Origin of the sequence: Arthrobacter gengyunqii (assembly GCF_023022985.1) — a bacterium.
Taxonomy (GTDB): domain Bacteria; phylum Actinomycetota; class Actinomycetes; order Actinomycetales; family Micrococcaceae; genus Arthrobacter_B; species Arthrobacter_B gengyunqii.
In genome coordinates this window covers 3,656,144-3,682,051 of the sequence record NZ_CP095461.1, presented here as the reverse complement: position 1 = coordinate 3,682,051, position 25,908 = coordinate 3,656,144, and the positions used below count along the sequence as shown (strand labels likewise).

General features: G+C 65.8%; 22 protein-coding genes. 9 read left to right on the top strand and 13 right to left on the bottom strand.

Annotation, left to right across the window (positions count from 1 at the left end; translation table 11 throughout):
- Positions 1–638: 638 nt before the first annotated feature.
- The 11 genes from MUG94_RS17125 to MUG94_RS17075 form a co-directional block, all read right to left on the bottom strand.
- A complete protein-coding gene (locus MUG94_RS17125; RefSeq protein WP_227907338.1) occupies positions 639–1,820 on the bottom strand; it encodes a glycoside hydrolase family 18 protein in 1,182 nt (393 codons plus the stop codon).
- A 45-nt stretch (positions 1,821–1,865) separates the two neighbouring features.
- A complete protein-coding gene (locus tag MUG94_RS17120) occupies positions 1,866–2,693 on the bottom strand; it encodes a polysaccharide deacetylase family protein (protein WP_227907336.1) in 828 nt (275 codons plus the stop codon).
- Positions 2,690–4,186, bottom strand: coding sequence for an ArnT family glycosyltransferase (locus MUG94_RS17115; RefSeq protein ID WP_227907334.1), 1,497 nt, complete (start codon positions 4,184–4,186; stop codon positions 2,690–2,692). Before MUG94_RS17115 ends, MUG94_RS17120 begins: the two co-directional genes overlap by 4 nt.
- Positions 4,183–4,350, bottom strand: coding sequence for a hypothetical protein (locus MUG94_RS17110; RefSeq protein WP_227907331.1), 168 nt, complete (start codon positions 4,348–4,350; stop codon positions 4,183–4,185). The genes MUG94_RS17115 and MUG94_RS17110 overlap by 4 nt, the downstream gene beginning before the upstream one ends.
- Entirely contained in the window at positions 4,350–5,468 is a 1,119-nt protein-coding gene (locus tag MUG94_RS17105; protein ID WP_227907330.1) for a glycosyltransferase family 2 protein, read from the bottom strand. The genes MUG94_RS17110 and MUG94_RS17105 overlap by 1 nt, the downstream gene beginning before the upstream one ends.
- 592 nt (positions 5,469–6,060) lie before the next feature.
- Complete coding sequence (locus tag MUG94_RS17100) at positions 6,061–7,257, bottom strand: peptidoglycan-binding protein (protein ID WP_227907329.1); 1,197 nt, start codon at positions 7,255–7,257, stop codon at positions 6,061–6,063.
- 10 nt (positions 7,258–7,267) lie between these two features.
- A complete protein-coding gene (trxA, locus tag MUG94_RS17095) occupies positions 7,268–7,594 on the bottom strand; it encodes a thioredoxin (RefSeq protein ID WP_227890929.1) in 327 nt (108 codons plus the stop codon).
- 28 nt (positions 7,595–7,622) lie between these two features.
- Positions 7,623–8,645 (bottom strand): thioredoxin-disulfide reductase, encoded by a 1,023-nt coding sequence (gene trxB / locus MUG94_RS17090; RefSeq protein WP_227890928.1) that lies wholly within the window; start codon positions 8,643–8,645, stop codon positions 7,623–7,625.
- Between the two features lie 195 nt (positions 8,646–8,840).
- Positions 8,841–10,421, bottom strand: coding sequence for a discoidin domain-containing protein (locus MUG94_RS17085; RefSeq protein WP_227907327.1), 1,581 nt, complete (start codon positions 10,419–10,421; stop codon positions 8,841–8,843).
- Positions 10,422–10,598: 177 nt separating this feature from the next.
- A complete protein-coding gene (gene murJ, locus MUG94_RS17080; protein WP_227907324.1) occupies positions 10,599–12,260 on the bottom strand; it encodes a murein biosynthesis integral membrane protein MurJ in 1,662 nt (553 codons plus the stop codon).
- 90 nt (positions 12,261–12,350) lie between these two features.
- Positions 12,351–12,881 carry an NUDIX hydrolase gene (locus MUG94_RS17075; RefSeq protein ID WP_227890925.1) on the bottom strand — a complete coding sequence of 177 codons (531 nt, stop codon included), beginning with the start codon at positions 12,879–12,881 and terminating at the stop codon, positions 12,351–12,353.
- 144 nt (positions 12,882–13,025) lie between these two features.
- Between MUG94_RS17075 and MUG94_RS17070 the strand changes: the two genes are divergently transcribed.
- The 5 genes from MUG94_RS17070 to MUG94_RS17050 all read left to right on the top strand — a co-directional run bounded on the left by MUG94_RS17070 (position 13,026) and on the right by MUG94_RS17050 (position 19,455).
- Positions 13,026–14,588, top strand: coding sequence for a CCA tRNA nucleotidyltransferase (locus MUG94_RS17070; RefSeq protein ID WP_227907321.1), 1,563 nt, complete (start codon positions 13,026–13,028; stop codon positions 14,586–14,588).
- A gap of 17 nt (positions 14,589–14,605) precedes the next feature.
- Positions 14,606–15,262, top strand: a complete 657-nt coding sequence (locus tag MUG94_RS17065) for a histidine phosphatase family protein (protein ID WP_227890923.1) — start codon at positions 14,606–14,608, stop codon at positions 15,260–15,262.
- Positions 15,263–15,451: 189 nt separating this feature from the next.
- The gene (locus tag MUG94_RS17060) at positions 15,452–15,631 is read left to right on the top strand and encodes a hypothetical protein (RefSeq protein ID WP_227890922.1); all 180 of its coding nucleotides are present in this window, start codon (positions 15,452–15,454) and stop codon (positions 15,629–15,631) included.
- Positions 15,632–16,456: 825 nt separating this feature from the next.
- Positions 16,457–17,704 carry a D-inositol-3-phosphate glycosyltransferase gene (gene mshA / locus MUG94_RS17055; RefSeq protein WP_227907319.1) on the top strand — a complete coding sequence of 416 codons (1,248 nt, stop codon included), beginning with the start codon at positions 16,457–16,459 and terminating at the stop codon, positions 17,702–17,704.
- 65 nt (positions 17,705–17,769) lie between these two features.
- The gene (locus tag MUG94_RS17050) at positions 17,770–19,455 is read left to right on the top strand and encodes a formate--tetrahydrofolate ligase (RefSeq protein WP_227907318.1); all 1,686 of its coding nucleotides are present in this window, start codon (positions 17,770–17,772) and stop codon (positions 19,453–19,455) included.
- Positions 19,456–19,555: 100 nt separating this feature from the next.
- On the opposite strand, the gene MUG94_RS17045 is transcribed toward MUG94_RS17050, so the two are convergent.
- Positions 19,556–20,641, bottom strand: coding sequence for an inositol-3-phosphate synthase (locus tag MUG94_RS17045; protein ID WP_227890919.1), 1,086 nt, complete (start codon positions 20,639–20,641; stop codon positions 19,556–19,558).
- A 177-nt stretch (positions 20,642–20,818) separates the two neighbouring features.
- Between MUG94_RS17045 and MUG94_RS17040 the strand changes: the two genes are divergently transcribed.
- The 4 genes from MUG94_RS17040 to MUG94_RS17025 all read left to right on the top strand — a co-directional run bounded on the left by MUG94_RS17040 (position 20,819) and on the right by MUG94_RS17025 (position 25,482).
- Positions 20,819–22,264: a glycosyltransferase family 87 protein gene (locus MUG94_RS17040; RefSeq protein WP_227907317.1), complete on the top strand. Its 1,446-nt coding sequence runs from the start codon at positions 20,819–20,821 to the stop codon at positions 22,262–22,264.
- Positions 22,261–23,706, top strand: a complete 1,446-nt coding sequence (locus tag MUG94_RS17035) for a phytoene desaturase family protein (RefSeq protein WP_227907313.1) — start codon at positions 22,261–22,263, stop codon at positions 23,704–23,706. Before MUG94_RS17040 ends, MUG94_RS17035 begins: the two co-directional genes overlap by 4 nt.
- 122 nt (positions 23,707–23,828) lie before the next feature.
- Positions 23,829–25,133, top strand: coding sequence for a hypothetical protein (locus tag MUG94_RS17030; protein WP_227907309.1), 1,305 nt, complete (start codon positions 23,829–23,831; stop codon positions 25,131–25,133).
- 79 nt (positions 25,134–25,212) lie between these two features.
- A complete protein-coding gene (locus MUG94_RS17025) occupies positions 25,213–25,482 on the top strand; it encodes a hypothetical protein (protein ID WP_227890915.1) in 270 nt (89 codons plus the stop codon).
- Positions 25,483–25,513: 31 nt separating this feature from the next.
- On the opposite strand, the gene MUG94_RS17020 is transcribed toward MUG94_RS17025, so the two are convergent.
- Positions 25,514–25,834, bottom strand: a complete 321-nt coding sequence (locus MUG94_RS17020) for a putative quinol monooxygenase (protein WP_227890914.1) — start codon at positions 25,832–25,834, stop codon at positions 25,514–25,516.
- Between the last annotated feature and the right edge of the window lie 74 nt (positions 25,835–25,908).

Below are 25,908 nucleotides of genomic sequence, written 5' to 3'. Positions count from 1 at the left end.
GCCGCGAAGAGGCGGGCGCATTGCCCTGCTTGGGCGCTGGCCACCGTCCGATCAGCCGAGGCCAGTGTTGTGCCGGGACTTCGGCGGGAGGTGCAGGACTACGGAACCGCCCTGCAGATCGGTCCCGGGACATAGTGCTCGTTCGGAAAGATGCCACCGTAGCGCGCCCAGCGGATAGCCGACTTCGCGGAAAAGCATGGCCGTAAGATGGCTTCGCTTCGCGGTGGGAGTGCGGTGCAGGAGGAAGCCTTATTGTAGGGCCGCGCAGCGGACTCCGGAAAGAGCCGGCACGGACGCCGCCTCGAGCACGGGGCAGGGGAGCGCCGGCAGACCTAAGAACTGGCTTGTAACCACCGGGTAGGATCTTACCCAGACTCCGGTGGTTGCATTTGTCCAGGCTTGAGTCAGCGTGACGAGGCAGACGCCTGCATCCACGAGGCGGGTCAAGGAGGAGTAGCGACCGTCCACTCACCCCTGTGCGACAAAACCTGTCTTGCGGTGCAGCCCCGGCCGATGCGCCCGTCACCAGCTTCCCGGCGGAAGATACGAGCACCGAGAGCCCGGCGACGGCCACCGAGGTCCGCATCGCCGCCGCTTCGGTTCTGCCTCGCTGAGCAGCCGGTAGGCTCAGGTCGACATCAGGAGTGAGGGGCGGGGGTCACGGTGATGCCTTCGACCACCGCACCGACCCTGGCATTGGCCAAAAGCCATGTGCGTGCCTCGCCATGTCCCCAGAGCACGAAGCCGCCTTCGGGGACGCGGGTTCCGGTCGCAGATTCACCGACCTGGCGGTCGTTGATCAGACTGACCTTGCCGCCCGTCACGGTCACCTCGCAGCCGGACGGGTTGGTGGACGTGGTTGGCACCCTGTCTGTGTAGGCCACCAGGGAATTGAGTTCGCGAGCGATGTCGATGCCTGACAGCGGATAGGAGGCCGAGCCGATCTTCACCACGGGGCCGGGAGGCTGAGCCAGCGCAGGCGGCAGGGCCGAGGGCATCGGCTGCTCGGGAATGACGTTGTCCAGGACGAGCGGGGCCAACTGCCTGGCAAAGGCCCACCCCCGGTCGGAATCGGTCTTGTGCTGCCACAGGAATGCCCCCCGGATCGTTGGGAACTCCTTCTCGATCGCCCGCCAGGCAGTGCGGATCTGATCGATCGAGGAGTAGTTCTCCATGTTCTCCATGCCGAAGCCCACGACGATCTTGCTCGCGTCCCCGCCGGCCACGTTCAGCACCCAGTCGCGCGTGGTGGCAATGATGTATTCCGGGTTGGCGAGCCCCGTGCCGTCGTAGAACTGTGGCCCGGCGTAGGTCATGAGGTCCCTCGACAGGGCCTCGCGGATCATCGCTTTGTCATCTGCCTTCCAGGGGGCAGGCGGGGACGTGATGCCGAAGTCCCGGCCGAACCGGCGCTTCAGCTCCGTGAATATCCACAGATACTCGGCCGTGTTCGGCGTGGCCTCGGCCTCGAAGGTGTTGAAGTCGACCCCGTCGATCACGGGGCTGGTCAGGGTGCCACCGAGCTCCGCGTTGATGCGCACGACGCTGTCCACGAAGCGCTGGCTCACCGACCGTGAGGAGAAGTTAATTCCCTGGCCCGCGCCCCCCGTGGAGAGCACGACACGCTGACCTCGGGCACGGACGGTCCTGATGTCAGCGTCGATGTCGTTCATGTCCCACCCGATCCCCCCTGCGTCACCCGACCGGCCGGCGGCGAACAGGTAGAGCACGTTGTACGACTGCGGGACCTGCGTGAGCCGGATGTCAGCGTTCCAGCGCGTCCAGTAGACGGCGTTGACCTTGTTGGGCAGCTTGGTCACAAGAGATTCCTTCTCGTTCCGGCTCGGACGGGCACCGGGATCTCTTCAGTCGTACATCTCGAGCATGCCACCCGTAGTATCTTCGCGCATCTCCGTGGTGGCACACAGTCTCCTCTCATTCATCGCATCCACGATGGGCTGGAGTGCGTCGACGGAGTTGAGTGTCGCCTGTCCTTGGCCGTCATGCATCGTGATGATCGAGTCGGCCCGCATCCTTCGGACCGTGGCATCGACGATCTCTTGGGTGGTCGCGCCCTCGTAGTCTTGGGTATCCACGATGTTGTCCTCCTCGTGGTACCCCCAGGGCATCACGAGACGCAGGCCGAGCTCTTGTGCCATCCCGTCCACCTGCTTGTTGATCGCACCGTAGGGCGGGCGGTAGAGCGTCGGGCGAGGGGCGCCAGCAGCGATCAGGGCCTCGTTCGTCCGCTCCAACTCACTACGCACCCACGCGGGACTCCAGGTCTCCTTGGTGCCGTCGGGCGATTCTCCGGTCGTCATGTTGGCGTGGTCCCAGGAGTGGTTGCCGATGACATGGCCCTCGGCAACGGCACGGGTGACGGTGTGCTCGCGCCCGTTGATTCTCTGACCGTTCCAGAAGAAGACGGCGTCGATGCGGAAGCCATCGAGCGCGTCGAGCACCCTCTCGGTGTTCTCGCGCGGGCCGTCATCGAAGGTGAAGGTGACGTGGCCGCCCGAGCAGTCGTTGTCCAGCGCGCGCTCCGTGATCGGAGCGCTCCGGGTTGTGGCGGTGGTGGCAGCAAATGCTGAGCCGGAGTGATCCTGGATGACCACCTGGAACGTCCCGGCGAGGGCGACGGCAGCAGCCGCCGAAGCGGCTACTGCAGTTATCCCGCGGCGTGTCAGAGTCACTCTGCCTCCTTCTTGGTGAAGACGAGCCACATGTCAGTGTCTGAATGAGCACCGGCAGGCATGGTGGCGGTGAGCTCGTAGTATGCGCTGTCCCGGAGAGCCTGAAGCAGTACGGCCTGTCCTGCGTCCTGATCGGGTTCCCCGGTGCTGGCAGAGCGAAGGATGACGGACTGGAACCTTTGATCCTCCACAGCCACCCTGATGGCTCCCTCGCCCTGGGGATAGAGGGAGAAGGTCGTCTCCCAGATGATCTCGGGGCGGTCGCGCAGATGGTACTTCAAGGAGTCCGCCGCCGAGGAGATGTAGACACCCGGCCTGGCGTCGTCCTCGATAACATCCACGACGGTCTGGACGCTGACCCAGGAGTTGTACATGGCATCCGAGCGGGAGACCCCGAACAGCAGCGTCGTAGATAGCAGCACCACCACCGGGAGCAGCTTCCATGTGCTCCTGGACAGCTTCGCCAGTGCGTAGCCGGCCAGGGGTGCCAGGAAGAGCGCGGAGTACGCCAGGTGCTTCTCGAAGGAGAAACCCTCGCCCAGGACCAGTTGCGCGGCGGGTAGCGCCAGGCCGCCGCCGAACAGCGCCAGCGCCACCAGCGCGTGCCCCGGCCCTCGGCGGGCCAGCAGCAGCCCTCCCACCAGTGCGATGAGGATGAGGATTCCGATGTCGAGCACCAGCCATGCCACCAACTCGTCCGTCGAGTGTGGGCTGAGCACGCTTCGATCGGTCAGGGATGTGACACCCGCGCCGATCTGATCCGACCAGGCGAGCCAGGCGGCACCAGGCACGGCCACGGCGATGACGCCCACGAGCGCTGTGCGCCAGCGTGGCGAGGCCAAGAACACCACGACGAGCACGACCGGGATGAAGATCGCGCCCGAGTACTTCATGACAGGGACCAGGCCGAGGATGATTCCGGTGGCCACGGCTGAGATCCAGTCCGTCTGGACGCCTGTCCAGACGGCGGCAGCGAGCATGGCGATGACCAGGGCGTCGAAGGTGGCCAGGGCACCTGCGAACACCACGGGACCCGTCAGCGCGAAGACGGTAGCCGCGAGTATGCCCTCACTCCGGTACCCCAGGTAGGCCAGCGTCCGGTAGACGAGGATGGTCGCCGCCAGCACGCAGAGCAGGCTGAAGCCCCGGACCAGCAGGAGCCCTCCGATGGTGTCCAGCACGGCAGCGAACACGGGGTAGACGAACGGCACGCCGGGAAACGAGTCGCCGTACGTCTCAACGCCGTCGCCCGTCAACCAGTGCTTGAGGTAGTCGTGCCCTGCGTTGATGTAGAGCGCTTCATCGATGAAGGCGGTGTTGGACAGCCGCAGGCTGAGTACGGACAACAGTGCCAGCAGCACGATCAGCGGGGTGCGGCCCACCCAGCGTCGTGTGCTCTCGACCTGCAGCTTGGGCGGCAGGGCCTGACTGACGGCCTCGTTCCACGTCGGCCGATGGTACCCGTCGGCCGGACGGTTGAGGGTGTCTGTCATGAGCGCTTCCTCCTCGGAGGCAGAGTGGCATCGTGTTCGTGCTTGGGCAGGATGCGGCGCACGGCGATGCCGAGGACCGCCAGTGTGAGAACCGTCAGCCCGGCCACGCCGGCCATGAAGCCGTTGTGGGTGACCTCCTCGAGGAGGCCCAGGAATGTGTCCATCAGGTCAACCACTCTTTCTCGCCGCCGCGCAGTGCAAGGTGAAGTGCCTTCCAGTACGCGATCGACTGGTAGGCCTCGTAGATCCACAGCGGGATGATGAGAGTGGCGTAGATTCGCGCCCTCCACCCTGCGTCCCAGGTGGCCACCAACTGGTCGAGCATGAACACCGGAATGATGAGCAGCCAGAACGGATGGAAAGCCACCTCCTCGAAGATCAGGGCATAGCTCCAGATCATCAGCATCAGCACCGGGATGATGGTGCGGAAGTAGGTCCATGCCTGTACCGCCCACGCCTTGCGGGTGTGTTCCACGAATCCATAGGTGAACAGGGTCTCCAGCGTCCCCCGCTGCCACCGCAGTCGCTGGATTCTCCAATCGCGCCACGTCGGCATCACATCGGTGTCGACGATGCAATCGGCGGCGCACCGCGGGTCGTAGCCCACACGCTTCAGTGCCACGGTCAGCTCGTAATCCTCCGTGAGGGAGGACTCGTCATACACCAGTCCCTTCACTCCGGGAATGACGCTGCCACCGCGCATCTCGGCCACCTTGCGCAGTGCTTCCACTGTGAAGATGGTGGCTGCGCCCGACAGCACATGGATGCGCCCAGCACGGCGGTGCACCGTGCGCAGGCCCTGGGTGTACTCGATCTTCTGCAGCAGGGCCACGCGTGACGGGTGGTCGGCGGCCAGGTAGGAGCCGCTGATCCCACCCCGTAGCGGCCAGTGCTCGAAGTAAGCCATGCCGGCAGCGACGAAGTCGCGATTAAGACGGCTGTCCGCATCCATCATCAGCACGACATCATGAGGCTGGAGACCAGGGAGGACCATGGCGAGCGCCTGATTGAGCGCCCCCGCCTTCTTGGCAGTGTTGTCCCAGGTTTCCAGAACTTCCACCCCCATGGCTTTGGCGATGTCCACGGTGCCGTCGGTGCAGTTGTCTGCCGCCACGAGGATCTGGTCGGGGGCCTGAGTCTGGCGACGCAGGCTGTCGATAGTCTGTGCGATCCCGATCTCCTCGTTGTGGGCAGGGATGATCGCAATCACTCGTACAGGCGACCGGGGCTCCTCGACTGCCTGCGCGAGCGGCTTCCGGCGGAGGTCGTTGCTCAGTTTCACGACGGACCCCCGTGCTGGACTTCCGCGCAACGGCGGCAGGTTCCCCTGGACAGCTCGTGCTCCGTCTGGGCCTGCTCCTGCGGCTCGGGGGCCGACAGGGCAGGGGGGGCGCCTCTGGTGGCAGTCATGACTGCTGCTCCTCCTGAAGTGGAGCCGGAAGCACGCGGCTGGTGGTGTGGTGTTCCCGGCAGATGGAAATGGGCTTCTTGCAGAGCCACGGCCGGACCCCCTGTCTTGTCAGTAAAAATCGTCTGAATTCAAAAAATGGTCTGAGACTGTGCGCGCAAATCCGCACCAAAACGGCCACCGGTGTACCCGCCGAGGCAGGGGTTCTTCTGGCCTGGACTTCATGTCCGAACCGACTAGTTCAGGTTAGGAAAAGGGGTTGGCCGCGGCACGCGTAGCTGGTACTGGTTCTATGCCCGGTAACTCGCGGCGCGACACCTGTTGAAGTACCGGCCGGTAGGGTGCGGACAGGTAGCACGCACTGCCGGCAGCTGGGCCCAGGCGTTTTGGGGGCAAACGAAAAACGGCGACGGCGGCACCCCTGTCAAGGATGCCGCCGTCGCCGTGCTGTGCGGTGGAACGGGGTCTAGAGCCCGCCCACCCGCTGTTCTGCGGGCTCGTCGACGGGATTGAAGCGGGAGACATCGTCCAGGGCAAGGGTACCCGTGGGCTGGTCCTCTTCCTCGAGCAGGTAGAGCCGCTGGATGCCTATCACGATGGAATCGGCAACTGTTTGACGGAACACCGGATCAGCAAGGCGATCCGCGTCACCGCGGTTACTTAGGTAGCCCAAGTCCAGGCCCACCGACGGAATACCGGAGAGTTTCAGGGTGTCCCAGGTGCGTCCATGGACACCGAGGCTGTCCATGCCGGTTCTGGCAGCCAGCTCCTTCATCAGCAGGATGGCGGCGCGGTGGCCAATGGGGGAACGCGGTTCACCGGTTCCGGGCAGGCCCCAGTAGAAGGCAGCGATGCCCGATGCCGCCTGCTGGTCCAGCCAGTCGCAGTGCAGGTCCAGGCTGAGGCTGGGCACGGTCTCACCGTCGCCTACCACGCCGGTAAGGGCGGACCCGCGGGAGGCAACTCCGGCACCGAACTCCCGCAGGATGCGCTCCACCCGCCGGCCAATGTCCGCGGCCACCAGTGCCTCGGTCAGGGGCTGCGACGTGAGCCGATCGACGGCGTGCGGCGAGGCAAGCTCCGAACCTCCGGTGCTAAGGGCAATCAGCCGTCCCCGCAGGGCGGCAGTGGAACGGTCCAGCCGCTCATAATCCCGCAGCGCGAAGGCCTGGCTGGGTGAGATTGCCCGGTTGATCCGCGCCATGGCTCGAATGGTGTCCTGATCACAGACGCCGGTGCCGGGAATTCCGAGGTTGTTCTGCAGCTCGGCGACGGCATAGCGGGTGCGGACATTGAATTCGCCGTCGATGTGGCCGTAATAGAACCCCAGGTGGGAGAGGTGGCGCTGCAGTTCGGCAACGTCGTCGCCTCGAACCGGCTGCTGGCCTTCAACCAGGGCCAGGGTGCGGTCCCCAAAGCGGAACTGCGCTTCGGTCAGGGCACGCAGGGTGTCGGGTCCGGCCACGCCGTCCACAATGAGGCCGCGGCTCTGCTGGAAGGAACGGACAGCGGCGTCCACATGATCGTCAAAAAGGTCGGGATTGTTGACGGAGTCCGGAGCCAGATAGGACATGGAGATGCCGGCGCGCAGCAGCGCTTCGCGAAGCGCTGCAACACGCCGGCTGGCGTCCATCCTCCGCAGGGAATCTCCTGCCGGGTTCATGGTGGGAAACTTACTTCAGGAAGGCCGCAAATTCCTGTTCCAGGACCTGCTTGGGCTTGGCGCCGATGGACGTGGCAGCAACCTCACCGCCCTGGAACACGTAAACAGCGGGAATGGAAGTGATGCCGTACTTGGCGGCGATGGCGGGATTGTCATCCACGTTCACCTTCACGACGTCCACCTTGTCCGCGTACTGTGCGGCGATGTCGTCGAGGATGGGGGAGAGCATGCGGCACGGGCCGCACCATTCTGCCCAGAAATCGACGATGACCGGCTTGTCTGCGGTGAGGACGTCGGCACTGAATGATGCGTCGGTGACGTCTTTTGCGTTGCTCATGTGTTGCTCCTAACGGATTTTACGAACTTTAGAGGGCGGCGTTTTCGGAAACGGCTTCAGCCGGCGGGGTGGGTACTTCGGCAGCGGTGGAAACCGAGTCGCCCAGATCAGCCAGGTAGTGCTCGACGTCGATGGCGGCCACGCAGCCCGAACCCGAGGCGGTGATTGCCTGCCGGTAGGTGGGGTCGATGACATCGCCGGCGGCGAAGACACCGGGCAGGGAGGTCTTGGAGGTGCGTCCTGCGACGGCGATGGTGCCCTCGCTGGTCAGCTCCAGCTGGTCCTTGACCAGATCGGTCCGCGGATCGTTGCCGATGGCGACGAAGACGCCGGTAACGGCGAGGTCGGACTCCGAACCGTCCACGGTGTTGCGCAGGCGAAGTCCTGTGACCTTGTCCTCGCCGTGAATGCCCGCTACTTCCGAGTCCCAAACAAAGCGGATCTTCTCGTGGGAGAGGGCCCGGTCCTGCATGATCTTGGAGGCGCGAAGGGTGGACCGGCGGTGCACCACGGTGACACTGGAGGCGAACTTCGTAAGGAACAGTGCCTCCTCGAGGGCGGAGTCGCCGCCGCCGATGACGGCGATGTCCTGTCCCTTGAAGAAGAACCCGTCGCAGGTGGCACACCAGCTCACTCCGCGGCCGGAAAGCCGCTTCTCATCTTCGAGTCCCAGTTCCCGGTATGCCGAGCCGGTGGAAATGATGACGGCACGTGCCTGGAACGTTTCTCCGGTGCCGATGGTCACCTTCTTGATGTCGCCGTCGAGCTCCAGGGAGGTGACGTCCTCGAACAGGATCTCGGTGCCGAAGCGGGCCGCCTGCTTTTCGAACTGGGCCATCAAATCCGGGCCCATCACGCCTTCGGGGAAACCGGGGAAGTTCTCCACATCGGTGGTGTTCATCAGCTCACCGCCGGCCGTGACCGAGCTGGCAATCAGCAGCGGCTTGAGATTGGCACGGGCCGTGTAAACGGCGGCCGTGTAACCGGACGGACCGGAACCGACAATGATGACGTCGCGTACGCCGTCGGCGGCGGGGGTTTCGATGCTCACGGTTAGGTGTTCCTCTTCCTGTTTGAAAACTTCTGTGATCCGGCCGCAGTCCTGATGAACCATGGTGCCGCGGGCTCACTCCGGGATCATTGGACACAACCGTTGCAAGGTCCAGCTTATTCCGGGAGGGACGCCCCGCACACGCCGGGGACCGCCCCGGAGGTGTCCGGGGCCGATCCCGGCGGGCGTCCGCCTTTAAGAAACGCCGATTTCGGCGATGCGCAGGCCCCACGGATAGGTGGCTGGCAGCCCGCTGAGGCGCGGCAGCTGGGTAAAGTTGACGATCACGTACTGCGCCGTGGCCGTTTCACCGTTGGTCTTCGGCACCTGGATGCTGGTGGTGGGGCCGGTGAAGCCTGTTTCCGCCACGGTGGTGGCACCGTCCAGGGTCGGGGAATCATTGAGCAGCACGGAGAAGCTGCCGCCTGTGCCGTTGAGCTGGGTGATGTCGATCTTGTTGATCGCAGATTCCTCCTCCAGCTCGACAACGAGGGCCAGATTAGGGGCGTACCCGCCGAAGGCGTCGTTGGCGTATTCGTAGCTGGACCAGTACGACGCCGGGTTTCCGTCGAGGATCTGCGGAAGCGCACCGTCGTTTTCGGCATCCAGGGCGGGGTTGGCGGGAACCAGCCGGGTGACCCCGGCCGGCACGGGAGCAGGGGCTGCGGATTCCTCAGCAGGGGCATCGGCCGTCGGAGCCTGCTCCGGCGCAGCTGCCGAGGGAGGCGTGTCCGTGCCGGCCTGGGGATCGTCGCCCCCAACCCTGCCGAGCGTGCCGACGGACAGGACGACGGCGGCAATCAGCACCAGTGTCAGCACGGCCCCCACGAGGACACGCCCAATGGTGCGGTTGCCGCGCGGCGAGGCGTCATCGTCATCCTCGTCGTATCCGTCCTCCTCCGGGTCATGCTCGTCATAGCCGTTGCCGGATCCTGCAACAGAGGCTGCCACCGCAGACTTGGGGAAGCTGGAGGGCCGGCGTCCTGAATCCCGCGCCGGGATTTCCTCGACGGAAGTGCGGGCGTCGGCTTCGCCGTCGTCGGAGGGGATGTCCTCGGAGTAGTCGGTTTCGGTCCAGCGTGAAACTTTGGGGGTTTGGCCGGTTGCCGGTGCCTTGGCGCGTTCCGGGGCGCTGACGCCTGATTTGGGCCGCGCGGAAGGCGGCGGGGGCATGGCGGCCGCACCGGTGGCGGCTTCGGCGGGTGCGTCCTCGGCTTCGCCGAACTCCAGGTCCCGGGCGGCAGCGGCTTCTTCGGCGTCCGAGATCACGGCACCGGCGCCGGCGGACCGGCCGAACTTGGGAAGCTTCGGCAGGGGACGGCCGGACATCAGGGGTTTGCGCGGCGCTCGTTCCGCCGGTTCCTCCACATACCGGTCCTCTTCCTCGGTCTCGGGTTCCCGCGAGCGGGGCATACCGAAGATTTCGGAGCCGAGGGTGTCGGTGAAGAACGGCTCCACGTACGGAGCGTCGCGCTGGATGACCAGATCCAACAGGTCCGCCGCATTGGCATTGTTGGTCACCAGGTAGGTGCGGCCGTCGCTCACGCCGAGGTCCAAGACCTGGACATTGCTGGCCCGCTCACCGGTGGCAATCTCCCGGGCGCTGGCGCTGACCTGGGAAGTGTTCTCGGGTGCGGCCAGGAGGATGCTTACCGCGCGGTTCAGCACCTGGTCCACGCCGTCCAGGACCAGGTCATGCTCTGCTGAGGCCAGGACCTGGGCGGTCACTTTGTAGCGGCCCCCCAGCGTTGAGCCAACGTCTACCGGCTGTGGCACGTGTTCCTCCCATGGAAACGGCAAATTAGTGCGTACTTTTTATGTGGCTGGTTACTGCGGACTGCCCTGCTGCTTACTTGATGACGAGACTGCATCGCATGCTTTGTACCCATGCTACCTGCGGGAATTGCGAAACCCTTCAGGGGAGCCGCAGGTGTCCGGACGCATCACGCGGCGCTAACGGCGAACCTTCGCCAGGAAAGGTTCGAGGAAGGCATCAAGCTCCTTGACCTTCAAGGCACGCAGCATGAAGAAGTAGGACGCAGCCATCAGCGATCCGCAGACCAGCAGTGCCACCAGTGAACCGGTCAGGGACGACCAGGCGAACCCATCCGCCGAATAGCCGCCCAGCACCCCCAGAGCCGCTGACCCGACAACAGCGCAGCCCAAGGCTGCGAGCGTCAGCCGGACGTGGACGTCGAAGATTTCCCCGGCTCCGTAGGAGCCCAGCTTCCGCGTCAGGAAGATGTGGCTGACGATTACTCCGGCAATGTTGCCCAGGGAATACGCGACGGCGAGGCCAAAGACGATCCGGTTGGGCGGCAGTGCTGCGGCGCCCAGCGCCAGCGCAATGCCGAACACGGAGAGGATGATCTGCATGATCATCGGTGTCTTGCCGTCTTCATCGGCGTAGAAGGCGCGGTTCATGAGGAAGGTGGCGCTGAGGAAGGGCGCGCTGACCGCCAGCAGCACCAGGACCTGGGCCTGGACCACGGCAGAGTCATTGGAACCGCCGCTGAACCACATGCTGAGGGGTCCGGCCAGCACCACCAGGACGGCTGAGCAGAAGACGGTGGCTACGCCGATGGCCCGGAGCCCGGAGGAGATGGTGTCCCGGACCGCGCCCAGATTCCGCTCCGTGTACGCGTGGGACATCTGGTTGAACAGCACCGTGGCCAGAGACAGCGTGATGACGGAGTGCGGAATCATGTAGAACATGGAAGCCGTCTCAAGGTTCAGGTGCCCGGCAATAACTTCCGGCGGGTTCATTGCCGCATAGGCGGGGCGTGCGGCGGTGGCAATGGTGGCGATTTTGGTGTAGACGAGGTAGGCGCCGTTGCCCACCAGCATGGTGATGATGGTCCATTTGGCCACCTTGCCGGTCTGCCGCAGGCCGATTCCGCGCATCCGGAGGTTGAAGCGCAGGCCCAATCCGAGTTTGCGCAGCGGGATCAGCAGCACGACGGCCTGCACAATGATGCCAAGGGTGGTGCTGCCGGCCAGCAGCACCGTGGCGGATGTGCTCCAGTTGTCCGGTGAGAAGGCGTTGCTCTCTTCCCGTCCGATCAGCGCGATGAACAAAATGATTCCGGCGATGGCAACCACGTTGTTGACCACCGGAGCCCACATATAGGCACCGAAGCGGCCGTTGGCGTTGAGCGTCTGTCCGATGACCGCGTAGGCGCCGTAGAAGAAGATCTGCGGAAAGAGCCAATAGGCAAAGGTCGTGGCCAGCGGGAGCTGGGTCTCGTCCAGCTGTGTCACCAGTCGCAGGATCCACGGCGCGGCAAGCGTTGCAACCAGTGCCAGGGCGGCCAGCCCGAGCAGGCTGAGGGTCATGATTGACGAGACGAATTCCCGGCCCCGGTCCGGCCGCTTGCTGGCCTTGATGATCTGCGGCACCAGCACGGCGTTGAAGACGCCGCCGGCCAGCAGCAGATAGATAAAGTTGGGCAGCACGTTGGCGGAGCTGAAGATGTCCGTCACCAGGCCCGTGTTGCCAATGGCCACGGCCAAAAGGGCGGTTCGGACAAGACCCAGGACGCGGGACATGAGGGTTCCAGCTGCCATGACAGCGCTGGAGCGCGCCGTGCTGGGAGCAATATTGTTTTCGGCCATCGTGTCCCTATGCTCTCACTTCACGGGCGCAGCAATTAAACCGGGTGCACCGCCGCCGCGTCGGAGCGCGGGCGCAGATGGCTGGCGCGGTCAGAGATACCGGGGAAGGATTTCCCGCGCCAGATCAGCGATGCGCCGCTCATTGGGGAAGGAGAGCCGCTTGCCCAGCTCCGCGAGCGGAACCCAGGCGACATCAACGGCTTCGTGGTCCGGATCATTTTCGATGGTCAGGTGGCCGCCCGTGGCAGCCAGCAGGAAGTGGTGCACGGTTTTATGCACCCGGTGCCCGCTCACCGTGAACCAGTAGTCGATGCTGCCCAGGGCGGTCAGGATCCGTCCGTCGATGCCGGTTTCCTCGGCGATTTCCCGGATGGCTGCTTCGCGGCTGTCCTCATCGTTTTCCGGATGGCCCTTGGGGAGGCACCATTCCAGCCGGCCGCCCCGGTTTAGCCGGGCGATGATCGCCACGGGCAGGTCCGCAGACGTGGAATCAACCACGATTCCTCCCGCAGAGACCTCTTCCACCGTGGGAAGGGAAGCATGCACCGGATGCGCGGCAGCGCTGCCCATTGACGCCGTCAACGGGGTTCGCTTGGGTGCGCTCGGTACGGGATGGGCCATAGGACCACTCTAACGATCTTTGTCCGGGGATGATGACTGTGCAGCGGCGCCCCGGAGGGGAAGCGGGAATGCCCGGCGTGTCCGGCTCCGGGAAGGCGTCCGCTGTGCGCCCTCCGGTCTTTTATCTGGCACGCTTAAAGCACTATGGCGCACCTTTTTGACAGCTCGGCCCTGAAAACACCTCTCCCCACCGTTGTCGGCGAACTCGGGGAGTTGTTCCAAGACGCCGGTTACGAGCTTTCCCTCGTGGGCGGTCCGGTGCGGGACCTCTTTCTGGGACGGGTGTCCCCGGACCTGGATTTCACCACCAATGCCCGCCCCGACGACATCATTGGCGTCATCCGCCGCTGGTGCGACACCTACTGGGAGATCGGGCGCGCCTTCGGGACCATCGGCATGCGCAAAGCCGGCTTCCAGATAGAAATCACCACGTACCGGGCCGACGCCTACGATCCGGACTCACGCAAACCCGCCGTGGCGTTCGGGGACAAGCTCGAAGACGATCTCTTCCGCCGCGACTTCACCATGAACGCCATGGCCCTGCGGCTGCCGTCGATGGAACTGGTGGACCCGTTCGGGGGAGTGAAGGACCTGCACGCGGGCCTCGTGCGCACCCCCGGCGCCCCGTCGACGTCGTTCTCCGACGACCCGCTGCGGATGATGCGCGCCGCCCGCTTTGCCTCCCAGCTGGAAGTGGACGTGGCGCCCGAGGTTTTCGAGGCCATGAAGGACATGGCCGGCCGCATCACCATCATCTCCGCCGAACGGGTCCGCGACGAGCTGATGAAACTGATCAACGGGAAGGCACCCTGGACCGGGATCGACCTGCTCGTGGAAAGCGGTCTGGCCGAACACGTCCTGCCGGAGGTCTCGGCCCTGAAACTGGAAATCGACGAGCACCACCGCCACAAAGACGTCTACCAGCACTCGCTGACGGTTCTCCGGCAGGCCTGCAGCCACGAAACGGACGCCGACGGCGCCGTGCCCGGACCGGATTTCGTCCTCAGGTTCGCCGCGCTGATGCACGACGTCGGCAAGCCCGCCACCCGCCGGTTCGAGCCCAACGGGTCGGTCAGCTTCCTGCACCACGATGCCGTGGGTTCCAAACTCACCGCCAAGCGGATGAAGGCGCTGCGCTTCGACAATGACACCATCAAGGCGGTGTCGCGGCTGGTGGAGCTGCACATGCGGTTCTACGGGTACGGAGATGCCGGCTGGACCGATTCCGCCGTTCGCCGCTACGTCAACGACGCCGGCCCGCTGCTGCAGCGGCTGCACCGGCTGACCCGGTCCGACGTCACCACCCGCAACCGGCGCAAGGCTGAACGTTTGGCCTTCGCCTATGACGACCTGGAGGCACGCATCACCGCGCTCGCCGAGCAGGAGGAACTGGCCGCCATCCGCCCCGATCTGGACGGGCAGCAGATCATGGCCCTGCTGGGCATCCGGCCCGGGCCCGTGGTGGGCCGCGCCTACCGGTTCCTGCTGGAAGAGCGGATGGAAAAGGGGCCGGCCACCGAGGCTGAAGCGGCGGACATGCTCCGCAGCTGGTGGGCCTCCCAGCCTGAGAATCCCGAGAATTCCGCTGCCGCGCCGGACGGCGGAGACGGCACCGCCGGAGCGGGCACTGCTCCTTCCGCTGAAGGCTCCGGCGATGCCTCCGCCCGCGGCGGTGCCAAAATGGAGTCGGACGGAAACCCGTCCTGACAAGCGGAAGGAAGTAAATGAGCAACGCTGAGGACTTCGGTCCCGCGGTTCCGGATACGACGCCGGCAGGCACCCGGCTGCCGCGCCTGTGGCTGCTGCGCCACGGTGAAACGGAGTGGTCCCGTGAGGGGAACTACACCGGTCTGACGGACATTCCCCTGACGGATGCGGGCGAGGCCCAGGCCGTCGCGGCCAAGGAGAAGATTGGAGCGGTGGACTTCGATCTCGTACTGTCCTCCCCGCTGATTCGCGCGCGGCGCACCGCCGAGCTGGTGGGTTACCCGGACCCGCAGATCCTTCCCCACGCACATGAGTGGGACTACGGAGACAACGAGGGCCGCAAGAGCACCCAGGTCCGCGCCGAGAACCCCGGATACCTGATCTGGAATGACGGCGTCCCCAACGGAGAAACCCTGGACCAGGTGGCGGAGCGGGCCGACCGCATCATTTCGCTCGTGCAGGCCGGCTGCGGAACACCAATGGACCGCTCCCCGGACACCGCTCCGGTGGAAAAGGTCCTCCTGGTTGCACACGGCCACTTCCTGCGCATTCTCGCTGCCCGCTGGCTGGGGCTTCCGGCGGAGCAGGGACGGCACTTTGTGCTCGGAACGGCTGCGGTTTGTACTCTGGGCTGGGATAAGCACACCCCCGCCATCGTGCGCTGGAACTATTAGATCTTCAAAGAATGTAAAAAAGTTTCCGTAAATGTCTTGGCAGGGAACGGAAACCTGTTGTATGTTTTTCCTGCGGCCACTTTCCTACAGGTGGATTCCGCATCAGCCAATCAAGTCCTGTTATTCGGTCCGCAGAACCGCGGCCGGTCCATCCGCAAGTCCATGCACTCATGAAAGGGAGGTGGGGTAATGATCATCCACACATTCCTCACTGCCGCGTCGGCCGCCTGCCCGCAGGCCCGCACGTCTGTCCCTTCGACTGCTCCGCTTATGCGGACCCTTGGACGACGGGTGGCCGGCAGCGGTACGGCTGCCGGCACGGCCGGCTTCGGAATCACTTGGCGCCCGTTCGACGGCGGCCGCGGGTAACCTGCCCCGCCTGTTGGGCAGCGGTTAGCCGCAGCCCCCGGTGCTGATCTTTCCTCTCAAACCCCACTAAGTTTCCTTGGGCGGCCGCTGCGCGGTGTGCCCCTGGTGCGGCCACGCCGCGGGACTTGAAGTGCGGGCCGAGGGCGGACGGCTGGCGAGCCAACGGCATTCCGGTCCCAGGACACGGTGCCGGATGATCCCGATGCTGAGACTGTCCCGCCGGGAGAGTCCCCTCGGGAAATGGCCTGGGGCGCATTCTTTTCCGGGACGTTCTTGCCCGGATAGTTTTGTCCGGCCTCCTTATTGGTTCCGTGAACCTTTCCTTTTCATTGTTGTTTCTTTTTGCGCACCCAAAAATGGTGCGCCCTTTTCCGGAGTTTATTGTGCCTAAATCCACCCTGCCCTTTTCCGTTCCGATAAAAGCCTCGGCGGCCCCTGAAGCACCCGGAGTCCCTGAAACACGGGCAACCCCTGAAGTGCCCGAAACCCCCGAAACACCCCGCGTCCCTACGCCGCCCGGAAAGGAGGTGTTCGCCATGCTTAACCGACTGCTCGCGTCCTTCGCCCGCGCCGACGCCGTTCACCAGGCCCGCCTGGACCAGTGCTGGAACGGCCCAAACTGGCATTTGATGGGTCAGAACACCTGGCGGTGAAGCAGCCCACCGAACCGCCGGGAACAAAAACGGGGGTGTCCGCGCTGTATCGTGCGGGCACCCCCGGTTGTTGCCGGGGCCTCCCCTTACGGCACGGAAACCATGCTCTGTGCCGTGTCGTTATAAAGTCAGTAGGGGACAAGGACAGCGGCCGGCCAGGAAGGGAGTGCTGTTGCTTCAGGTAAAGCGTGTCGCCATGCTCTCCTTGCACACGTCACCGTTGGAGCAGCCAGGCTCCGGTGATGCCGGCGGCATGAACGTTTATGTGCGCTCTGTAGCTGTCGAGCTGGCTTCATCAGGCGTTGAAGTCGAGATTTTCACACGTGCGTCGGACCCGCAGCAGCCTCCGGCCGCGGAGCTGTGTCCCGGTGTCACGGTTCGCCATGTCGCCGCGGGACCGCGCCGGAAGATCGCCAAGGAAGCTCTGCCGGAACTGGAAGCGGACCTTGCAGCGGCCGTCACAGGCATCCATCCCTACCGGTCCCACCGGCGTTTCGACGTTATCCATTCGCACTACTGGGTCTCCGGCACGGCCGGCCTCGCTGTTGCGCGGGCCTGGGACCTCCCGCTGGTGCACACCATGCACACCATGGCCCGGGTGAAGAACCTCCGTCTGCAGGCCGGCGAGAAGCCCGAGCCCCGGGTGCGCATTGACGGCGAACAGGACATCGTGGATGGCGCCACCCGCCTGATCGCCAATACCAGCACCGAAGCGGCCGAGCTGGAGTCGCTGTACGGAGCCGATCCGCGCGCGGTGGACGTTGTGGCGCCCGGCGTTGACCTTCAGGTTTTCTCCAGCCGGAACTCCGGCGCGTCCCGTGTGCGCATGGGCGTACCCCGCGGCGTGTTCCACATCGTGTTTGCCGGCCGCATCCAGCGGATGAAGGGCCCCCAGGTGCTGATCAGGGCCGCCGCTGAACTGCACGCCCGCCGTCCGGACATCCCGCTGCACGTCACCGTGCTCGGCGCCGGGAGCGGCGCCGAGGTCCTGGATCTGCAGCCGCTGGTGGATTCGCTGGGGCTGCACGGGCAGGTGTCCCTGCGGCCGCCCGTGAATGCCGCCGTCCTGGCTGAGTGGTTCCGGGCTGCCGACGTCGTTGCGGTGCCCTCCTTCAGCGAGTCCTTCGGCCTTGTGGCCCTCGAGGCTCAAGCCTGCGGCACTCCGGTGCTGGCCGCCAACGTCGGCGGACTGCCCAAGGCGGTGGAGCACGGCCGCACCGGCCTTTTGGTGGATGGCCACGAGAGCGGGCGCTGGTCCGCAGAGCTGGAACGGCTGTACGACGACGCCGGGCTGCGGCGGGCGCTGGGCTACGGTGCCGCAGCGCACGCCTCCGAGTTTGGCTGGAAGCGCACGGCCACACTCACGGCGCACAGCTATCTGCAGGCCGCTGAACAGTTCTCGGCGCACTCCGTGCGCTGATAGCTTGTTTCGTACGTCACCACCGTCGATGAAAACCATCGGCGGGAACCGGAAGGACCGCTACCATGCGCGCTGCCGCTGACATGTCCAGTGATTTGGAAATTTCCCGCCGGGCGGTGATGAAGCCCGTCACGGACATCGCCCGTGCGGCCGGCATCCCGGAAGAAGCCCTGGACCTGTACGGGCGGTACAAAGCCAAGGTTGACCCTGCACTGGTTCCCGCGCGCAGCACCCGCGGCAAGGTGGTGCTGGTTACCGCCATGAGTCCCACCCCCGCCGGTGAAGGCAAGTCCACGGTCACCGTGGGGCTGGGCGATGCGCTGGCCAAAGCCGGGGCAAACACCGTCATAGCCCTGCGGGAGCCCTCGCTGGGACCCGTGCTGGGCATGAAGGGCGGGGCCACCGGCGGCGGCTGGTCGCAGGTGGTGCCCATGGAGGACATCAACCTGCACTTCACCGGTGACTTCCACGCCATCACCACCGCCAACAACGCGTTGACGGCGCTCGTGGACAACCACATCTACCAGGGCAACGAGCTGGGGATCGATCCGCGCCGGATCACGTTCCGCCGGGTCATGGACATGAATGACCGCTCGCTGCGGGACATCGTGATCGGCCTGGGCGGGCCGGCGCAGGGCGTTCCGCGCCAAGACGGGTTTGATATCACCGTAGCTTCCGAGATCATGGCCGTCTTCTGCCTTGCCCGCGACCTCGCCGACCTCAAGGAGCGGCTGGCCCGCATCACCGTGGGGTACACCTACGACCGGCGGCCGGTCACGGTGCGGGACCTGGGCGTGGAGGGCGCACTGACGCTGCTGCTCAAAGACGCAGTGAAACCGAACCTGGTCCAGACCCTCGCCGGGACGCCCGCCCTGGTCCACGGCGGACCGTTCGCCAACATCGCGCACGGCTGCAACTCGGTGATCGCCACCGAACTGGCCCGCACCGTTGGCGACATCGTGGTCACCGAGGCCGGCTTCGGTGCCGATCTTGGCGCCGAGAAATACATGGACATCACCTCGCGGGCCGCGGATGTGGCCCCGGACGCCGTCGTCCTGGTGGCAACGATCCGTGCGCTGAAGATGCACGGCGGCGTGCCGAAGGATCGGCTCGGCGAGCCGGCTCCGGCCGCCCTTGAAGCCGGAACCGCCAACCTGCGCCGGCACATCGGGAACATTCGCAGGTTCGGCCTGAGCCCCGTGGTGGCGGTCAACACCTTCACCACGGACACGCAGGAGGAGGTGGACTGGCTGCTGCAGTGGTGCGCAGCCGAGGGGGTCGCGGCGGCCGCGGCCGACGTCTGGGCCAATGGCGGCGGCGAAAGCGGCGGCGATGCCCTGGCCGCAGAGGTGCTGGCAGCTCTGGAAAAGCCCGCGGATTTCCGCCACCTGTACCCGTTGGACATGCCGGTTGAGGAGAAGATCCGGACGGTGGTCCGCGACATTTACGGTGCCGACGACGTCGAATTCGCGCTGCCGGCCCTGCGCCGGCTGGAGGAAATCAAGGCCGGGGGATGGGACGGACTGCCGGTGTGCATGGCCAAGACCCAGTACTCGTTCTCCGACAATGCAGCACTGCTCGGAGCTCCCACCGGTTTCACCGTGCACGTGAGGGACCTGATCCTGAAGACCGGGGCGGGGTTCGTCGTCGCACTCACCGGCGCCGTGATGACCATGCCCGGATTGCCCAAGACGCCGGCAGCCATGCGCATGGACGTTAGCGCGGACGGAACACCCTCCGGCCTGTCATAGCCGCCTGCGGCCTCCCGCAACGGCGGCAGGTCCGGTTCCCCGGCGGGGGAACCGGACCTGCCGTCCGCCGGGGACGCCGGAACGAGGAAAAGCGCCGGTCTTAGCGCTCGACCTCGCCACGGATGAACTGCTCCACCTTTTCCTTGGCAAGGTCATCGTTGTACTGCTCCGGCGGCGACTTCATGAAGTAGCTCGACGCCGAGAGGATCGGTCCGCCCACTCCGCGGTCCAGGGCGATCTTGGCGGCCCGGATGGCATCGATGATGACGCCGGCGGAGTTGGGGGAGTCCCAGACCTCCAGCTTGTACTCCAGCGACACCGGGGCATCGCCGAAGTTGCGGCCCTCCAGGCGGACAAAGGCCCACTTGCGGTCATCGAGCCAGGCAACGTAGTCCGAGGGGCCGATGTGGACGTCGTCGGCCTTCAAATTGGCCGAGGTGTTGGAGGTGACGGCCTGGGTCTTGGAAATCTTCTTGGACTCCAGGCGCTCCCGCTCGAGCATGTTCTTGAAGTCCATGTTGCCGCCAACGTTCAGCTGGTAGGTGCGGTCGAGGATGACGCCGCGGTCCTCGAACAGCTTGGCCATGACGCGGTGCGTAATGGTGGCACCGATCTGGCTCTTGATGTCGTCACCGATGATGGGCACGCCGGCCGCGGTGAACTTGTCCGCCCACTCCTTGGTGCCGGCAATGAAGACGGGCAGGGCGTTCACGAAGGCAACGCCGGCGTCAATGGCGCACTGCGCGTAGAACTTGGCAGCCTGCTCGGAGCCCACGGGCAGGTAGCAAACCATCACGTCAACGGCGTTGTCCTTCAGCGCGGAAACAATGTCCACGGCTTCGGCGTCGGACTCGACGATGGTCTCCCGGTAATACTTGCCCAGGCCGTCGAGCGTGTGGCCGCGCTGCACGGTGATGCCGGTCTGCGGGACGTCGGCGATCTTGATGGTGTTGTTTTCGCTGGCACCGATGGCGTCCGCCAGGTCCAGGCCGACCTTCTTGCTGTCGACGTCGAAGGCGGCCACGAACTGCACGTCGTTGACGTGGTAGTTGCCGAACTTCACGTGCATCAGGCCGGGGACCGTCAGGTCCGGATCTGCATCGCGGTAATACTGCACGCCCTGCACCAGCGACGCCGCACAGTTTCCCACACCAACGATTGCGACCCGAATGGGGTTCTTAGCCACGGTTCTCCTTTGAAGACAAGTTATCCAATTGCCGCACCTGATGCGGCAAGACCGGCCCCAGTCTACGGCCTGCACCTGAATGATTAGTGTTAGGCATCACAGCAGCGGACCGGATGCGGAGGTGCCGGCCGCGCCCGGAAAGGGAGCCGCGCCGGCCGGCGCGGCATACTGGTAAGCATGGAGCCCAAGCCCCGACGCCAGCCGCTGCGCATAGTGGTCCCCAGCCGCAACGATCCGCTGCTGCGGAACCTCACCGAGGGCATCGGCGGCCCGCTGGGCCGCCACACCGCCCCGGGAGTCGTGACGCCGGGGTTCTTTACGGTGGAGCGTGTCCTGATCCTGCTGACCACCGCCGCGGCGCTGCTGGCGGTGCTGGTGAAAATGCCGTGCCGCACCGGCGGCTGGACTTCGCCGGACCATTTCTATCAGGCCTGCTATTCGGACTGGCCGGTCCTGTTCGAGTCCCGCGGCCTGGCGCAGGGAGTGTTTCCGTTCCTGACTCCGGACGCCGCCTTTGAGTATCCGGTGCTGCTGGGCCTGCTGGCCGGCGCCGTTGCGCTGCTGGTGCCCGGCGGCGGGTCGCAGGAACGGGCTCTGGCCTACTTCGACATCAACGCGGTCCTGGCCGTCCTGGCCTGGATCGCCACCGTTGTTGCCACCCTGCGGATGGCCAACCGCAGGCCCTGGGATGCAGCCATGGTGGCGCTGGCTCCCGCCATGATCCTGTCGGTCTTCATCAACTGGGACATCTGGGCCGTGCTGCTGGCTGCCCTGGGCATGCTGGCCTTTGCGCGCAGCCGGCCGGTCCTGGCCGGAGTGCTGCTGGGACTGGGAACCGCGTTGAAACTGTATCCGGTGCTGATCCTCGGTGCCGTGCTGGTCCTGGCGCTGCGGACCATGCGGCTGCGCCCGGCGTTTCAGGCCCTGGGCGGGGCCGCGGCCGCCTGGCTGGTGGTGAACGTGCCCTTCATGGCTGCCGACTTCACCGGCTGGAAATACTTCCTCACATTCACCGAAGAACGGCCGGCTGGATACTCCTCCGTATGGTTCGCGTGGAACGTGCTGGCCGAGCGGTGGGGAGCGGCGCAGGCGGATGCAGGGTTCATCACCTTCTGGGCCTATTTCCTGTTCGCGGCAGCGTGCGCGGGCATTGCCCTGCTGGGGCTCGCCGCGCCGCGCCGCCCCCGGCTGGCGCAGCTGGCCTTCCTGATCGTTGCGGCCTTCATCCTGACCAACAAGGTGTATTCGCCCCAGTTTGTGCTTTGGCTGATCCCGCTGGTGGCCCTGGCCCGGCCCCGGTGGCTCGATTTCCTGATCTGGCAGTTTTTCGAAGTGCTGCACTGGTGGGCCATCTGGATGTATCTGGGAGCCCTGACTTCCGGCGGTCCCGCCCAAAACAACATCGACGCCCCTTACTACGTGTGGGCCGTGGCCGGCCACGTCCTGGCCACGGCGTGGCTGATGGCCCAAGTGGCCAGCGACATCCTGGTGCCGGCGCGTGACCCGGTGCGGCGCCTGGGCATCGATGATCCGCAGGGCGGGCCCTTTGACCACGCGCCGGACCGGTTCCGGCTCCGCCGCCGGAGGCCGACAGCCACGATCGAGGAAGCAGGAACGCCATGACCGAGGTGTCAGTGGTCGGCGCCGGACCCAACGGACTGGCAGCGGCCGTCATCATGGCCCGCGCCGGGCTGTCGGTACGGGTCTTTGAAGCCGGAGCCACCGCCGGCGGCGGCAGCCGCACCAAGGAGCTGCTGGAACCCGGACACCGGTACGATGTGTGCTCGGCCGTGCATCCCATGGCCCTGGCATCCCCCTTCTTCCGCGCCTTTGACTTGGCCGAACGGATCAAGCTCACGGTGCCGGAGATCTCCTACGCACATCCCCTGGACGGAGGCGACGCCGGACTGGCCTACAAGGACCTGGAACGCACCGTCGAGGGACTGGGTCCGGACGGACCCGCCTTCCGGAATCTGCTGGCCCCGCTGGTGCAGCGCAGCGAAGCAATCACCGATTTGTTGATGTCGCCGCTGATCCGGGGCTACCGCCATCCGGCGGCAGCGCTGGCCTTTGGCCGGGCCGCCCTGGATCAGGGCACCCCGCTGTGGAACCGGCGGTTCTCCGCGGACAAGGCACCTGCACTGCTCACCGGCGTAGCGGCTCATCCGGTGGGGCGCATGCCCTCGCTGCCCTCGGCGGGCGGCGGCCTGCTGCTGTCACTGCTCGCCCACACCGTGGGCTGGCCGGTGCCCGAGGGCGGATCCCAGACCATCGCCGATGCCATGGTCCGTGACCTGCAGGCGCACGGCGGCGAGCTGGTCACGGACCACCGGGTGTCCTCGCTGGACGAGGTCCGCAGCTCCAAGACAGTCCTGCTCGACGTTTCTCCCCGGACCCTGCTGGAGCTGGCCGGACCGGAACTGCCGGGTGCTTATGCGGGGGCCCTGGAGCGGTTCCGGTACGGCAACGCGGCCTGCAAAGTGGACTTCATCCTCTCCGGGCCGGTGCCGTGGGCCAACGGGGACGTGGGCCGGGCCGGCACGGTGCATCTGGGCGGACGCCGCGCCGAGCTTGCGGCGGCGGAGGCGCAGGTGGCAGCCGGAACGCATCCGGAGAAACCCTACGTCCTGCTGTCCCAGCCGAGCAGCTTTGACCGGTCCCGGGCACCGGCGGGCCGCCACATTCTGTGGACCTACTGCCACGTTCCGGCCGGTTCCACGGTGGACATGACCGAAGCCGTCACCGCGCAGATTGAACGCTTCGCACCCGGCTTCCGCGACGTCGTCGTGCGCTCGCAGGTGACGACGGCGGCGGACCTGGAACGGTACAACGAAAACTATGTGGGCGGGGACTTTGGCGGCGGCGCCGTGAACCTGTGGCAGATGGCGGCGCGCCCCGTGCCGGCGGTGAATCCGTGGCAGACTCCGGTGCCGGGCGTCTTCCTCTGCTCGGCGTCCACGCCGCCCGGACCCGGAGTGCACGGCATGGGCGGCTACCACGCCGCAGAGCTCGCGCTGCGCCGCGGGTACGGCCTTCAGCTGCCGGATCTGGGGATTGACGGCTAGGAGGAGAGAAGGAACCGGACGGGCTGTGGGCTTTGGAAGGGAACCGGTCGGAAAAGGACGCCGCCGGAAGCTTGTATGTTTGAATCCGGCGCAACGCCGCTCACGCTCTGCAGGGGGAATGGATGCATAACCAGGACAACGGAAAGCCGGCAGGTCCGGATACCCTTGCTCTGCCGTCCCCGCCCGCGAGCAGCAGTCCGCGCTGGTGGCTGGCGGTGCAGTCCGCGCTGATTGCCTACGGCTTGACCGTGGGTGCCGCCCTCGTGACCATGGCGCTGGTGGTTCTGGGCTTTTTCCTGGGCGGAGCCGGCGCGCTGAACGTGATGAATGATTCGGCCGGCAGCATGGGCGCGCGGCTTGACGGCCCCTCGGCGCTGGCCATCTATCCGTTTTTCCTGGCCGCCATGGCGTTGGGCGGAACAACGGTCCTGACCGTGTCCTCCACAGCCTATGCGAGCCTTGGTGCCCCGCTGGTGAGCGTGTGGGTGGGCGCCCTTCCCCTGCTGCTCACTGCTGTGGCAACGACGTCGCTGTGGCGCCTCGGCCGCCGGGCGGAACGGAAATCCGCACTGGAATCCGACGGGCTCCGCTGGCTCTATGCGGGTGTCACCGGGCTGGCGCTGGCAGCGGTTTCCGTGTCGCTGAGCCTGCTGGTTTCACTGCGCGGAACCACCGACGACGGTGCCGCCTTCCTGACGGCTGCCTCGCCGAGCCTGGTGGCCGGTGCCGTGTTGCTGGGAACGGCGGCCAGCTGGGCGGGACGCAAATGTGAGGCCGGCACAGGCCTCCGCTGGATCGGGCGGGCTGAGGCAGCCCTTCCGGGTCTTCGGGCAGCGCTGCGCGTCACCGGCTGCCACTATCTCGCCTACACCTTCGCAGTCGGAACAGCACTGTTTATCACTGCACTGCTGCACGGCGGAGCAGCCGTGGCCTTCGCCGCGCCGCTCTGGCTGCCCACGGCGTCGGCCTGGGCCTTCGCCGCCGGCCATCTCTCCGCGGTCGCAAACTTGGGACTGCCCCTGCCGGGAGATTATCCGCTGACCGTGGGAAACCTGCCCATGTGGGCGAGTGCCGCCGTCGGAGTCCTGGGGCTGCTGCTGGCCGCTGCTGCGTCCGTTTTCTGGTTCCTCAGCCGTGGCCGGAAGGAGCCGCACGGCCGCCGGGCGTGGCTGACCCTGCCTGTGGTCTTCGGTCTTGGGGGTGCGGCACTGCAGATCCTCAGCCTGGTGGCGGCCGGACAGGGCATCGCCGGCGGCAATGCCTCGGGTCCGGGAGCCGGAATCGTCGGCCCCGCGTGGTGGACGTTCCTGGTCATGGCCGGCTGGGGAGTGGTGGTGGAAGCCGGGTCGCGTACGCTGGCCCCGCAGCTGGCCCACCTGGTGCCCCGGAGAATCCGCAGGTTTGTCATCGGCGCCCGCGGGAACTGAGGCCGGCGGCCCCCGGAGGCCGGTGCATCCCTTGCGCTCCGCACTCCGGCGTGGCGAACTGGAGCCAGGAGGTTTACCGATGACCAAGCACCTGAACAACCATCACCGTGACACCCTGGACCAGATCCTGCGGCATCCCACCAGTTCAAACATCGAGTGGAAGAGGGTCCGCTCGCTGCTGGACGAAGTGGCTGACACCACCAGGGAGCACAACGGCAAGTATGAAGTCACCCTGGCCGGTGAAAAGGACTTTATTGAGCCGCCCCGGGGCAAGGACATTGACGAGCAGACCGTCGTGGACCTGCGGAAAATGCTGACCCGGGCCGGCTACACGCTGGAAACCAAGTAGGTCCGGCCCCCTGCCCCGGGGGCGGTCGCCGCTATTCGACGGTCAGTTCACCCATCCGCGACCACTCATCGCCCTCAATGACGGTGTTGATGATCTGCGGGGTCTCCACCAGCGCCTGGACCATGTCCTTCATGGCCTGCTGGAAGTGATCGCTGCCCACGTGAGCCTCAGCGGCGTCGTCCTTGAAAGCCTCCACGAGGACAAACTCGTTGGGGTTTTCCAGGCTGCGGGACCAGTCGAACCACAGGTTGCCGGGCTCGGCACGGGTGGCGGCGGTGAAATCTTTGGTCAGTTCCGGCCAGCGGTCCACCCATTCGGGCTTGACATTGAATTTGACGGTAATGAAGATCATGATCGCTCCTCGTTGGGTGGTGGTACTGCGGTGCCCCGTCCGGGAACACGCGGTCTTCATCGTAGGCAGGTCCC